The 12032-nt window shown below is 50.6% G+C and carries 10 protein-coding genes; 4 read left to right on the top strand and 6 right to left on the bottom strand.

Annotated elements, in window-relative coordinates; genetic code table 11:
• Window positions 1–377: 377 nt before the first annotated feature.
• The 5 genes from MSL71_RS19225 to MSL71_RS19205 all read right to left on the bottom strand — a co-directional run bounded on the left by MSL71_RS19225 (window position 378) and on the right by MSL71_RS19205 (window position 5598).
• Entirely contained in the window at window positions 378–1730 is a 1353-nt protein-coding gene (locus MSL71_RS19225) for a glycerate kinase type-2 family protein (RefSeq protein ID WP_180143563.1), read from the bottom strand.
• Window positions 1731–1752: 22 nt separating this feature from the next.
• Window positions 1753–2397 carry a tetratricopeptide repeat protein gene (locus MSL71_RS19220; RefSeq protein WP_180143560.1) on the bottom strand — a complete coding sequence of 215 codons (645 nt, stop codon included), beginning with the start codon at window positions 2395–2397 and terminating at the stop codon, window positions 1753–1755.
• A gap of 271 nt (window positions 2398–2668) precedes the next feature.
• On the bottom strand, window positions 2669–4012 hold the full coding sequence (locus MSL71_RS19215) for a GntP family permease (protein WP_180143558.1): 1344 nt from the start codon (window positions 4010–4012) through the stop codon (window positions 2669–2671).
• 28 nt (window positions 4013–4040) lie between these two features.
• Window positions 4041–4880 carry an MBL fold metallo-hydrolase gene (locus tag MSL71_RS19210; RefSeq protein WP_180143556.1) on the bottom strand — a complete coding sequence of 280 codons (840 nt, stop codon included), beginning with the start codon at window positions 4878–4880 and terminating at the stop codon, window positions 4041–4043.
• Window positions 4881–4905: 25 nt separating this feature from the next.
• Complete coding sequence (locus MSL71_RS19205) at window positions 4906–5598, bottom strand: FadR/GntR family transcriptional regulator (protein ID WP_180143554.1); 693 nt, start codon at window positions 5596–5598, stop codon at window positions 4906–4908.
• A gap of 1150 nt (window positions 5599–6748) precedes the next feature.
• On the opposite strand from MSL71_RS19205, the gene MSL71_RS19200 reads away from it, so the two are divergent.
• From MSL71_RS19200 to MSL71_RS19185, 4 genes are all read left to right on the top strand, one after another.
• Window positions 6749–7315 (top strand): hypothetical protein, encoded by a 567-nt coding sequence (locus MSL71_RS19200; protein WP_180143552.1) that lies wholly within the window; start codon window positions 6749–6751, stop codon window positions 7313–7315.
• A 160-nt stretch (window positions 7316–7475) separates the two neighbouring features.
• Window positions 7476–7688 (top strand): hypothetical protein, encoded by a 213-nt coding sequence (locus MSL71_RS19195; RefSeq protein WP_180143550.1) that lies wholly within the window; start codon window positions 7476–7478, stop codon window positions 7686–7688.
• Window positions 7689–7860: 172 nt separating this feature from the next.
• Window positions 7861–9399, top strand: a complete 1539-nt coding sequence (locus MSL71_RS19190) for an IS1182 family transposase (protein ID WP_180143547.1) — start codon at window positions 7861–7863, stop codon at window positions 9397–9399.
• A gap of 228 nt (window positions 9400–9627) precedes the next feature.
• Window positions 9628–10629, top strand: a complete 1002-nt coding sequence (locus tag MSL71_RS19185; RefSeq protein ID WP_180143545.1) for a hypothetical protein — start codon at window positions 9628–9630, stop codon at window positions 10627–10629.
• A gap of 316 nt (window positions 10630–10945) precedes the next feature.
• Here MSL71_RS19185 and MSL71_RS19180 read toward each other — a convergent pair.
• On the bottom strand, window positions 10946–12032 hold a 1087-nt coding region (locus MSL71_RS19180), incomplete at its 5' end, for an IS91 family transposase (protein ID WP_180143543.1).

Here is a 12032-nt window from a genome sequence, read left to right as displayed (position 1 = left end):
AGGCATTGCTTTGATCTGGTCGTTTTCGCATGAAATATCCGGGCTAACGACATTCTGGAGGGGGTAAGTGAGGATGTGTTGGGATGTGCGGCTTGTTGGCCGGGGGCACTTTTGCCGCACCGGAGTGCGGCGCTCCAGATTTTAGGCTCTAAGTTCGAAGGGGGAGAAAATCGAACAGAAAATAACTTGAATAGATAATGTCTTGAAGGCGAATGTGATTTTCCCCGAGGAATCCGCCTACGCCTTTGTCGACGTTTTACCATGCCTCCGCCGTCTGTGGGCTACGGCGCGACAAGCGATGGGGAAAGCACATTCGCAATTTGCTTTCAAGGTGGCTCACCTTGCCGCCGGAGGCATGTTTTTGGTTTTTGTACGTTCTATGTCACGATCAGCACCTGCACATCGCAGACATTGGTGTTGGTGGGCCCGGTTTTGAGAAGAGCTTCACTTTGTTCAAGGGCGTTGTAGCTGTTGTTGGTGTCCAGATGGTGCTGGAGGTTGACCCCGGCTTCCCGGGCCACTTCCAGGCCATGGGCCGAGGCAATGCCCCCTGCGGCGTCGGTGGGGCCGTCGTTGCCGTCCGTGGCCCCGGAGAGGAAGACCACGTGGTCGTGGAGCTCGGGTCGGTTCTTGAGCTCGTTGAGAAAGGCCAGGGCCATCTCCTGGTTGCGACCGCCTGTGCCGTCTCCTTTCATGGTCACCGTGGTCTCTCCCCCGGCGATGATGCAGGCGGGGGCTGGGGCCAGGGTTCGGTTCCTGAGTTGTTCCGAGGCAATACCCAGGTAGAATTTGGCAGCCTCACGGGCCTCTCCTGTCATCTGGGAGGAGAGGATGATGGCGTTGTACCCCAGGTCCCGGGCTTTGCTGCGGGCTGCTTTCAGCGCCTGGAAGTTGGAGCCGATGAGCATATTTCGGGTCTTCGCAAAGGCGGGGTCCGACGCCCCCGGTGTTTCAGGGATTTCTCCCTTGCTTCCTTTGGTCAGGAAATCGAGGACCTTTGGGGGCAGGGCGTCGTGGATGGTGTATTTGTCCACAATGGCCACGGCCTGGGAAAAGCTGGACGGGTCCGGGGCAGTGAGGCCCGAGGCGATGGCGTCCAGGTGGTCCCCCACCACGTCCGAGAGAATCAGGTTCAACGAGTCCGCCGGGTAAAGGGCCTGGGCCAGGCGGCCCCCCTTGACTCCGGAGAGGTGCTTGCGGATGCAGTTGATCTCCTGGATCTCGGCGCCGCAGGCCAGCAGCGCCTGGGTGACCTGCTGTTTGTCTTCCAGAGAGAGCCCGCTGTCCGAATAGGGGCAGCACATAAGGGCGGACCCCCCGCCTGAAATGAGGTTGATGACCAGCGTCTTTTCGTCGGCATCGCGGCAGAGGGAGACGATGGATCGGGCTGCCTCCACGCTTTTTGCATCGGGCACCGGATGTCCGGCCTCAAGCAGGCGCACGCGGGAGGTGGGTTCGGTGTGGCCGTATTTCACCGCCACCAGCCCGTCGGTGATGCGCGTTCCCAGAACCTGCTCCACGCCCAGGGCCATGCGGGCCGACGCTTTGCCCACCCCCACCACCAGAATGCGGTGGTACTGGTCCAGGTCGAAGGTGAGGGGCTCGCCATCTGCCTGAACGGTGAGGACGCTTCCTTCAAGGGAGAGTTTCTGGTGGATGAGCCCTTCGGGGTCCACATCGGAGAGGGCGGCCTGGAAGATGGTTTGTGCGTCTTGGATGGTCTGGTTCATGGGTGTGCGGCCTCCATAGTTTTCAGGACTCGGATTTCAGGGCTTTTTTGAGATTTTCAGCATACAAAGGGGCGCCGGACAGGGTTGTGATCTGGCGAAAACAGGCAGCCGCCCCTTCGGGGTCCCGGTTTACCTCCATGCGAAGCACCCCCAGGTTGTTGAGGGCCTGGATGTTGGTGGGATCCTTGGCTACAGCCTTTTCAAAGGCGCTTTCGGCCACGGCGTTTTTCTTCTTTGCCATGCAGGCGATGCCCTCCTCAAGGAGGCGCTGAGACTCCTGCAAGGGGGCCATGTCGTTGACGGAAGCGATCAGGGCCAGGCGGCGATCCAGCCAGGGCGAATCCGGGTGGTCGTCGGAGAGAGCCCGGCATCTTTCATACCACGTGATGGCGTTTTCCTTTTTTCCCCAGAGGTAGCCCAGGTCCCCTAAGGCCCTGCAGCGCTCATGGCTCATGCCGTTTTTTCGCACATCCTCTTTAAAGGCAGCCTCGGCCTCTTCAAACCGTTTGAGCCCCATAAGGCACAGCCCCATGTTGTAATAAGCTCCCGGGGTATCCGGGCAAAGGGCTGCAATCTTACCGAAGTATGTCAGGGCCTTTTCATAGTCTTGCAGCACAAAGGCGTTGAGGGCAAATCGTTTGTAGAAAAACAGACGAATGAATGTCATGCCTTATCCTTATCTTTGCCTCCGGCGGCCCTGCCGGGGGCCAAACTTTTGATCCGCCTTCGCCCAAGGGCTGCGGCGCGACAAGAAAGTTTGGTAAACAGGTTTTAAAGTCCATTCAGGCGAACCTTGTAAAAAAACGATCCGCCGGTGTCATCACGGTTAACCCAAAGGCCCTTGCGCTTTTTTCAGATGAACGAAGGAAAAAGCGCAAGGGCAATGAGCTTTCGAGGTGCTTTCGTTATCGTGGCTTCGCCACCCTCGTCACCGGAGGCTACAACATGACCATGGCCAGGGCCTGGATCACGGTCATGGCCACGATGCCCTGGATCAGAGTGACCCCTGTCTGGCACTTGTAGGCCGTGGAGGTGTCCATGTCCGAGAACTGGGAGACCACCCAGAAGTAGCTGTCGTTGGCGTGGGAGACGGTCATGGATCCTGCTCCGATGGCCAGCACCACCAGCACCTTGGCCAGCTCCGAGGTCATGCCCATCTGCACCATGAGGGGGGCCACCATGGCCGAGGTCAGGATCATGGAGACCGTGGATGCACCCATGGCGGTCTTGAGGAGCATGGCGATGATAAAGGGAATCAAAAGTCCCAGGTGCATCTGGAGCAGGGAGTTGCTCAGCACGTCTGCCAGGGGCAGCTCGCGGAGCACGAGTCCCAGCGCCCCGCCCGCGCCGGTGATGGCCAGGATGGAGGCCGAGTGGTGGATCCCTTCGGAGATCCAGGCAAAGGAAGCGCCCTTTTCTTCTTTGGGGATCAGGCTGGTGGCCAGAAAGACCCCCAACAGAAGGGCGGTGACCGGGTTGCCCAGGAAGTCAAAGAAGGTCTTTACCACGCCGGAGCCAAAGGGGGCTGCGGGAAAGTCTGCAATGGACTTTAAGGCAATGAGCACGATGGGCAGGACAATGGGAGAAAAGCTGTGCACCGCCCCGGGAAGTTTGCCGTATTTGTCCAGGAGGTCTTCAAGGGAGACCTCGGGACTCGCCGCGATCTGGTACTTCACCGCCACCTTCATGGCGTAGATGTAACCGGCCAGCATCACGGGAATGGAGACGAGAAATCCCATGAGGATCACCAGGCCGAGGTCCGCCGAAAGAGTCCCGGCCATGATGATGGGGCCGGGGGTGGGGGGCACCAGGCAGTGGGTGGCGTAGAGGCCTGAACTAAGCGCCGTTGCCATCACCGCCAGGGAGATGCCCGATTTCTCCGCAAGGGCCCGGCTGATGGGGGAGAGGACCACAAAGCCGGAGTCGCAGAAGACCGGGATGCTGGTGACATACCCGGTGAGGCTCATGGTGAGGGGCGCTCTCTTTTTTCCCACCAGGGCCAGGATGGCGTTGGCCATGGTGAGGGCCGCGCCGGTTTTTTCTAAAATGGTGCCGATGATGGTACCGGCGATGATCACGATGCCGATGTTGCCTAAGATCCCTCCAAATCCTTTTTTAATGATCCCGATGGTCTTGTCCACGGGAAGGCCCGCCAGGAGCCCCACAAAATACGCTGCCAGAATGAGCACGATAAACGGGTGCCACTTGAATTTTGAGATAAGCACGATCATGCCCACGATGGCGACAAAAATAATACCGAACAGAAACAAACCGCTTGCCATACTTCAACCTCCCTCATCACCCGGGGCGTTACCCGATCCTCAAGGAACTCCCCGTCCTGTTGTGAAAAAACCGACCGTCCGCCTTCTCAAGGGCTGCCATGGCCTTGGGGCCGGTGCAGTGGGACACGCCGATGGCAGCGCATTCCAGCCCCTTGAGATAGGAAACGGTCGAAGTCATGCGTCGGTCGTCGGCCTCAACGAGGTGCGTTCCACCGACCACCGCATAAATCGTTTTGTGAAGGCGAGCTTTCACCGTGTCGATCATGTTCATGATCCCCGGATGGGCACAGCCCAGTATCAGCACAAGGCCCTTGTCGGTTTCCACGGCCACCATGAGCTCATCGGCAAAGGTATCGGAGACGAGCTGCCCTGCTTCCTCAAACACAAAGCGGGGGTTGGCATGTTCTTCGGGATGGGTTTTGTCGAAATCGGAGATGACATAGACACCCGGGGAGATCTCATCCACGCCCGGGGCTGCGAACCGGATGCTGCCCTTGGACGCTTCCACCTCGGCCCGTGTAAACCCGTTGCCCAAAAACTCGGTGCGCGCACCGTCCGTGCTGTATTTGGCCCGGAAAAAATGGGGGTGCACCACCAGCTCCACCCCTTTGCGCCGCAAGGGACTCTTCAGGAAATGGGGGACCCCTCCGCTGTGGTCGTAATGCCCGTGACTTAAAATGATGGTCTCGGCACGGAAGGGATCCAGGTTGAGCTGTGTGGCGTTGTTCAGGAATGCATCGGATTTGCCCGTATCAAAGAGGAAGCTCTGCCCGTCTTTTTCGATGAGAAATGAAAGACCGTGCTCACAGGTCAGCCCCAGGTGTTCTCCCTGTCCATTCTCCACAAGGGTTGTAATGACTACGCCCATCGGTACTCCTTTTGCGGCCCGGGTGTTACCCCTGGCGCTGCATGTAATCCAGAATCTCTTTTTCGGCGTTCTCCAGGTGGGCCGTCATCACCTTTTCGGCGCGTTTTGGGTCCCTTGCCTTGATGGCATCAAAGATCGCCTTGTGCTCGGCAACGGTACGCTCTGCCCGCCCCGGAATATTCAAACTGGAGATCCACCCTTCGCTCAGGCTCTCGGCCATGGTCTTCATCAGGATATACAGGGGGCGGTTCCGGGTGGATTTGGCCAGGGCCAGGTGAAAGATCCTGTCTTCCTCGATGATCCCCTCGCGCGTTTCCGAGGCCACCTGTCGGGAAAAGGCGTCCAGGGTACCCTCCATGGCTTCGAGGTCTTTTTCATCGGCCTTTTCCGCAGCCAGGGACGCGGCCTTGGGTTCTAAAATCCGGCGCATCTCAAAGTGGTCCCGCAGGTCCGCCTCGTTGGATTGCAGCCAGGCTGCAAAGGTGTTGACCCCTTTGCTGATGGGGTCGCACACAAAGATCCCTTTGCCCTGGCGGACCGTTACCTTGCCCGATATTTCAAGGATGCGAATGGCCTCGCGCACCGAGGCCCGGCTCACATCCAGTTTTTTTGTCAGCACGTTCTCGGAATAGAAACGATCTCCGTCGGAGAACCCTTCATCCCGGATCATCCTCTGGATTTCGTTTACGATCTGCTCTGACAACCTGGCTCGTTTCATGGGGGCTCCCATTTTCTGTTGATGGATGAACTTGTATACTTGTCGACTTGTCAGACAAGTTAAGGCTACCACCCTCAACAGCCCCCGTCAAATGAAAATAACAGGATCATATTCGGGGGATAGGGCTATGGGGGAGAGGTTACCGTAACCCTTTGATGTTTCGAATCGGCCATGGCGTTTCCTGCGTTTGGCGTCCCTTCACACCGTATAATGAGCCTGTTAAATAGTGTGAAAGTACACCCTATGGGGTTCGCATGACCGGATGCGACGGGGGCAACGGTAGGGTGCGCTTGCGCACCGCCGAATCTCCGAGGTCGGTGATGATACCTATGTACCGGAAATTTTCTTATGTCTCGCACGTGTGCCGGGAAGTACCGGTTCATGCAACGCGTGATCCAGGTTGAACAAGCCCGGATATTTCATGGGTCGAGTGTACCCCTATTCAAGGCATCAGAGCTGTAGATGTCGTGGTTTACCTCAACGCGCTGATAACGCATATGGTGGGCGCAATCAACTGGCCCGAAAGGTGAGACGATCTCGAAAAATCGATGGATTACATCTTATATACCTGAGGTTGTCGTTTTTCAGAAACTATCCAGGTGAGGCTCTTCCACCAGACAGGCGTTGTGTTTTAGGCACTCTTTGTTACGCACTTAGTCAAACCGCCAGGGTTGGAGAGCGGACTGAAAAATACCTCCTTGCAATTGTTTAATCCAAAGAGTAAGAATTTACCAGTTTGACGAAAAGCAGGCAGTCGTCTTTGGGTTGAGCATTCAGCTGAATGTTTGAATGATCGTAGCATAACCCCAAAGGTAACATTGTTAATAATAAAAAACGTCAATTGTCCGTGTGCGACTGTCTGAAAATGCATGAAATATAAGAATATGCGACAAAATCGTCCTGTATTCCGACATGAAGCGGATTATGGGACAAGGATCTCGGTTTTTCCCTGTGAGAAGGTATTATGGGATAGATCGGTTCCCAATAAATGGAATACAGGACATGATGGTCCCATATTTCCAGGGATTGATAGAATATTAGACAATAATGTCCGTATTTCCCTCTGTGAGGGTGTTATTGGACAAAATTGTCCACTAATAATTAGTTAGGCTTAGTATTACGTAAAATGTAACATTAAGGAGTTTAGAAGTTGGAAGATGAGAATGTAGAAAACATGAACGATAATGTAAAAACTGAAACTGCTAAAAAGGTAAAAAACAATCAGAATGGATTTTCAAGTTTTTTATGGGATTTAAGTAGTTTGATTTTTTTGATTTGTATACTTCTTTGGAATATTGATGGTGTTTGGCAGACAGATATCAAATTTATCAAAAATATACAAAAAAACTATTTTTCTCAAAAATACAAATCTGAGCAACTTAAAATTTCGAGAATTACGCATAATAACGAAATTATAGAAGATATTCAAAGAAGGCTGGACCGAACAATACAAAAGTATGAATCTCAACTTGTCCAAGTTAACTCTGAAAAAGAGCAAGCGGAAAAAGTAGCTCTACTTTCTCAACAAAAATTAGAATCATATCTTGAAACTGAAAATAATAAGTGTAGATACTACCAAACAGCATTAATGATAATTAAAAATTTACGTAGGCACTATTCTGAAGATGAACTCCAAAAAATAATTACATGCACAAACCCTGAGTGTGTAGACATTCTGAGTTTTAAAACAGAAGCATTTGATGTTTGTACAAAATAGAGCCTAACCACGGCATTAAGGGCGACGGCAAAAAGCCGCCGCGCCTTATGCCAAACGTTAATTCCTTCATGACGGTGGCTGATGTTAATTAAGGTATTGTACCGTTGTCAAATTTCAGCCTTTAGGTATTTGATCCTTAACACGAAAGGGGAGTCGATAAATGTTAGAACATAAAATTCAAAACGTTGTAAATTCGGGTGTATTTTCAGACGTGGTTGTTGGTGTCCTTGACTCAGCCTTAAAGAATAAAATCGATTCTTCGGAAGAACTATCGAAATTCCTACATTCTGAGTTGGTACTTTCAGAGAAAGGTGTTGAATTAGATCCGGTTTTAATTGTAGCAGTTATTGAGTTCATTCTCCAAAATTTGTAACTAACTCTACGCTGCAGGGGACGGCAAAAAGCTGTGCTCGTACCTCGCTCCGCATTTTGCCGCCCCTGAGCGCACCGTTGAGCCTGTAGAATAAGTAAAATTTTAAGGTATCAAACTGTATTTACAGCTTAATATTTGCTATGCTCTCTTTAGATAAATCAGCGAGGTGAGTATGGCTCGATACAAAAGTTATTCTCAAGCCCAGTCGATGTTTATTCCAGTCCGGTTCGACGAGCAAATCATTCCCGGCACGTTCGTTCATGCCATTGATCATTTGGTGGATAACGAACTTGACCTTTCGATCTTTGACAAGCATTACAGCAACGACAAAACGGGAGCTCCCGCCTATAACCCTGCCGTCCTTTTAAAAGTCATTTTGTATGCTTATTCCCTGGGCATTATCTCCAGCCGCAGGATTGCATCTTGTTGTGAGTGTCATGTGACTTTTATCGCCCTGGCCGGTGATACCCGGCCCCATTTCACAACCATTGCAAAATTCATTTCTTCATATGGGCAAGAGATTTCGGTTCTTTTGACCCGAGTGATTGCCATCTGTTCCATGGAAGGGCTAATCGGCAAAAAGATGTTTGCAATTGACGGCTGTAAGCTCAGCTCGAATGCTTCAAAAGAGTGGAGCGGAACCCGTGAGGATTTCGATCGCAAAAAGGCAAAGATCGAAAAATCTATTCAGTTGATCCTTAAAAAGCACCAGGCCCAGGATAAAGGTGGTGACGAAGGGTCTGATATGACGGCAAAAGAGAAAAAAGCTGTCAAAAGCCTTAAAAAGAAAGCGGACAAGATTCAGGCTTGGTTGGACGAGGGAAAGGAAAAAATCGGAGTCCAAGGCAAGCCTATCCAAAGTAACATTACGGATAATGAAAGCGCTAAGATGGCCACGTCACATGGTGTAATTCAGGGCTATACCGGCATTGCTGTCGCAGATGAAAAAAAACAGGTCATTGTCCATGCTGAGGCCTATGGCTCATCAACAGAGCACTTGTTTTTAAAGGATATGATTGATGGTGCACGAGACACGATGAACCTGGCTGAGGGAGATGCCGATGCCCTCGAGGATACTATCATCACGGCAGATACTGGCTTTCATTCATCCGATGGGCTCGAATGGATCGAAGAAGAAAGAATTAAAGCATATATCCCGGACAACCAGTTTCGAAAACGAGATCCCAATTTTGCCACAGCAGACAGGCACAAAAGGCCGATTGATAAACGGAAAACCGTCAAAAAGGCAAAGTATTTCAAAGCCAGTGAGTTTGTGTACGACCCTGAAAAGAAGAAGCTTATCTGCCCGGCCGGAAATGAACTCTATGTTGAAAACAGCAACTTTAAAGACCAGAAAGGTCTTAAAGGAATCACATACGCGGCAAAGAAAACGGATTGCAGGGTCTGTGAGCTTCGAGCCAAATGCATTCGCGGGAAAAAAGTCGAACACAGGCATGTAACCGTCTTCACCAACACCATGCGTCAGATGGATACGCCTATAAGTCGTATGATTAAGCGTTTTGACACACCCAAAGGCAGGTTCTGGTACAGCAGGCGCATGGGCACCATTGAACCGGTCTTCGGTAACATCAGGGGTACCCTCGGGCTGAATCGGTTTACCCTGAGAGGACGGGACAAGGTCGATACGCAATGGAAACTCTTTGCCATGGTTCACAACATAGGGAAGCTGGCTCGGTATGCCTGGTGTTGAGCAAGAAGATGCTGTTTGAGAAGCTATCTACGGGCACTTGATGGCAGCAAAATCTGGTCCTGCCCCGCCAAGCGGTGTCACATAAAGTTTAGATATGGTGTGAGTATTTTCGTTGGCTGAATTGTGTTGTCGGCTTAAAAGTTAACTTTAAAATCAGCCTGGAGAGGCATTCCTGAAAAAGGGGTTATTCTACAGGCTCGTTAGCTTCTTATACATCGAGAACCTGATATGGATAATAATGTAATTAAGAGACTCGCTGTTTTAAATAAAGACTTTGAAAGTGTTACGGGTTCAAAGTTCAAAAATTTCTTTTGCCCCATACTTTATTCAGATGAAAATGTAGATTTATGTAAAGCTCATATAGTCAATAAATCGTTTCCAAACACAACCAGGAAATGGACTATACAAAGAAAAGATGTAGATGAATTTTACGGAGCAAATTTCGAGAGTGATTTTTCTAATATATTTTATAATCAGAACACGTTAAGACCAGATGAAGTCTTGGTTGACAAATCACTCTCAAAAAAACTTAAACCAAAAATCGAAATCAATGGAAATGAACTTTCCTATTTTTATGCTTACAAAAAAACACCTGCAATATTTCCCAAATACAAAGTCTTTAGTAATGAAAACTCCGTTGATATTGCTCTAAAAACCAACTCAGTCAACCAAGAAATTCTTAATGAGTCAAACTGGGAGATTGTCATAAATCATGATTTAAGACTTGCTGCCTTAGTATCACTCATAAAATCTGCATATTTAACACTATTCAATATGCTCGGTTATAAATATGCATTATCATCCGGCTCACATATCGGTTCAATAGTGTTAGGAAAATTTTACACTGATAATATTAAAGATAAATCCAAAAAAAGTGTATTAAGTAAAAGTATTCCATTCTTTGAAAATTACACGCAACTTGTTCGCCCGTTAGAGTCTTGTTCGTATGATTTTAAGGGAACAGCAATAGATAATACGGTACTCATATGTGAAACGAATGGTTGCTTTTGGGGTTGTATCGTAATTATCAAGATAGGAACAAAAATTCACCATGTTGTCATGCCTTTATTTGACAGTATTTATGGCGAGTCACTATTTTATTCATTTTTGTCTAAAGAAATTTATCAGTTCAGAATTAGGTTTGCGCAGTATAAAGAAAATCAGTGGTTTTTGTTCAAACAAACATATGACATTCCATGGCCCCAACAAAATGTCTCACTATTACCTTGAAGCTAACATTAAGGATTGCTCGTGACCGAAGGTCACATCAATCCTTTGTTCAAGAAGCCCGGTTTTCGGTACTCGATGGTCTTATAGGGTATTGCTTTTCAGCAAACAGGCGGGAGCCCACCTCTGAGTTGCGAGATGGGCTGCTTCATTGACGTTATGTGGTGACTCGTCGCATCGGTTTCACTGATTTGTCTCGTGTTTTGTTGCTCGGCGTGCTCCCTGCTTTGGCGTGTTCATGCCTCAAGGCGCACCCCAAGGGCTCTGATCCTTGGAATGGAGTCAGCTCTTTGACATTCAGCTTGTCGGCAATACCCCATCACCCGTCATCGTCGGGTGGAAGAACCAGAGCATAAAGACCACAGACGTATTTGAGCACGCCTCCGCAGGATTTGCACAGCGATGGCTTTGCAGGGACCTGGGGTGGTGGAACGATATCCCCACCCTGCAAGGCATCCATGACTTGCTTGCGCACCTCTTTGAGGTCGAGAACCGACGCCGGACTCATAAAGCCGTAATACCGCACTTTCATAAACCCTGTGGGGAGCACGTGCTGGAGGTAACGCCTCATGAACTCCATCACCTCAAGTGTCAGTCGCCTGGGGCGTCGGGAACCTTTCTTTTTGTAAGTGATGGTTACCTCGCGCCATTCGACCTTTTCGATGCGGCTCTGGCTGATGGCGACTTTAAAGATATAGGGCGTCAGGTATTTGATACACTCCTGGCCACCTCCAGCGGGTTTGACGTCTACATTAAAGCCATCAAACCAGATGTCGGGGCACACGTTGTGAAGCAGGCCAGCCTTTTCCATTAGCCCCCTAAACTTTTTGCGGAACAGGGCGGACAGCGCCTTGCAGGGGAGCAAAAAGCCTTCGCTTGTGGGGTGCCAAGTCTTTCCATCGTCTGAGACAGCGCCTCCAGGAACCAGGTAGTGGATATGGGGATGATACTGAAGTTGGCGTCCCCAGGTATGCAGCACGCCATAAAATCCCGGTGCCTTACCCGTCATCCATCGTCCCCTGTCCACGAGTTCTGACATGGTTTGGGAAGAAGCCGCGAACATCATGCCATAGCAAGCCTTCTGGTTGGAGCGGATCACATTTCGCAGCTCCTCCGGCACTGTAAAGGTCACCATGAAATGATGGCCCGGGAGCTGCCGTTTGATCTGACGAGCCATCCACTGGCGGGCCTTATGATTTTGGCACGCCGGGCAATGGCGGTTCCCGCAGGAACGATAGAAGGCATGGATTTTACCGCACGCTTCGCACTCATAGTAGAGCAGCCCATGAGCCTGCGTTCGGCAAGAGAGGATGGCGCCGATGGTTTTGCGATGGGTCTTCGGCATGGAGGCCCCAAATCGATCCAGATACTCGGGGGCGAACTCCTGGAAGATTTTAGATATCTTG

This window comes from Desulfoluna butyratoxydans (assembly GCF_900699765.1).
GTDB lineage: Bacteria > Desulfobacterota > Desulfobacteria > Desulfobacterales > Desulfolunaceae > Desulfoluna > Desulfoluna butyratoxydans.
This window is presented reverse-complemented; position numbering and strand designations above follow the sequence as displayed.

What these genes read in the sequence shown, in the direction of transcription:
- MSL71_RS19190 (WP_180143547.1), top strand. Translation starts at nt 7,861, where the DNA reads ATGGCTCGATACAAAAGTTATTCTCAAGCCCAGTCGATGTTTATTCCA.
- MSL71_RS19215 (WP_180143558.1), bottom strand. Translation starts at nt 4,012, where the DNA reads ATGGCAAGCGGTTTGTTTCTGTTCGGTATTATTTTTGTCGCCATCGTG.
- MSL71_RS19195 (WP_180143550.1), top strand. Translation starts at nt 7,476, where the DNA reads ATGTTAGAACATAAAATTCAAAACGTTGTAAATTCGGGTGTATTTTCA.
- MSL71_RS19210 (WP_180143556.1), bottom strand. Translation starts at nt 4,880, where the DNA reads ATGGGCGTAGTCATTACAACCCTTGTGGAGAATGGACAGGGAGAACAC.
- MSL71_RS19185 (WP_180143545.1), top strand. Translation starts at nt 9,628, where the DNA reads ATGGATAATAATGTAATTAAGAGACTCGCTGTTTTAAATAAAGACTTT.
- MSL71_RS19225 (WP_180143563.1), bottom strand. Translation starts at nt 1,730, where the DNA reads ATGAACCAGACCATCCAAGACGCACAAACCATCTTCCAGGCCGCCCTC.
- MSL71_RS19220 (WP_180143560.1), bottom strand. Translation starts at nt 2,397, where the DNA reads ATGACATTCATTCGTCTGTTTTTCTACAAACGATTTGCCCTCAACGCC.
- MSL71_RS19205 (WP_180143554.1), bottom strand. Translation starts at nt 5,598, where the DNA reads ATGAAACGAGCCAGGTTGTCAGAGCAGATCGTAAACGAAATCCAGAGG.